Origin of the sequence: Pelosinus baikalensis (genome assembly GCF_020819555.1) — a bacterium.
Taxonomy (GTDB): Bacteria; Bacillota; Negativicutes; order DSM-13327; family DSM-13327; genus Pelosinus; species Pelosinus baikalensis.
In genome coordinates, this window is sequence record NZ_JAJHJB010000124.1 from 1 (window position 1) to 834 (window position 834).

The following is an 834-nucleotide window of genomic DNA, read 5'->3' on the forward strand; positions in this document are numbered from 1 at the left end:
AAGGACGTCCTTCAGTTGGAATTTTTTTTGAGTTCGAATGATATTGCTGCTTGTGCTTTTCGAGATAGCCCTCCGGGTCCATCTGAAAAGCTCGCAACTTTTTTAAGTATTCTACCTCCAGCCGGAGGAGTTCATTGTCCCGTTCCAGCTTCTGTTCCCGTGTCATCTCAATTTTTTTGTGTGGATGCTTCACCTGTTCAATCTTTGTTTTATGCTTCATAGATGGCCGTCCTCTCGGTCTGGACAGGGCTTCGGCTCCACCCTCTAGGAGCCTTTTCTTCCACGAGGAGATCATTGGCGGGTTGGTCAATCCGAATTCCAGAGCGGTTTCCGTCAGCGAAGCGCCTGTCCTTTTCATAAAGCTTAGTACATCCAGTTTGAATTGAACAGTATAAGCTTTGTTTTTCTTCGTTCTGGCTAGGCCGGCTGCGCCATGTTCCTTATATAACTGCACCCAATACAAAAGCTGTCTATGTGATTTTATCTCATATTTGCGCGCTAAAAGTTCGATACCAAGTGGACCACCTAGATATTCCTTTACGACCTTCAGCTTAAATGATTCACTATATTTCGCCATAATAAAACACCCCAAAAGTTAGATTTTGACTCTAACTTTTGGGGTGCACTACAATTCGTATTTTGAATTGAACTGGCTTTTTTCGTTAGGTTCTCAAGAAAATCTAAAAAACAGGCAGATTTTCAGTGGCCTCCCGCTGATCCCGCAGGAGTCTCGCACCTTCCGTTACAATCAACCTAGTGCTATAAAACCAATAACTTTTACCAACTGTTAGGACGTCAGGTCCCTTATTTTTAAGGAATCTGCCTTTTTCATTT

1 protein-coding gene is annotated in these 834 nt (G+C 43.0%); it reads right to left on the reverse strand.

The window, feature by feature from the left end; all coding sequences use genetic code 11:
* On the reverse strand, nucleotides 1-577 hold a 577-nt coding region (locus LMF89_RS25390; RefSeq protein WP_229537589.1), incomplete at its 3' end, for a helix-turn-helix domain-containing protein.
* Nucleotides 578-834: the final 257 nt, after the last annotated feature.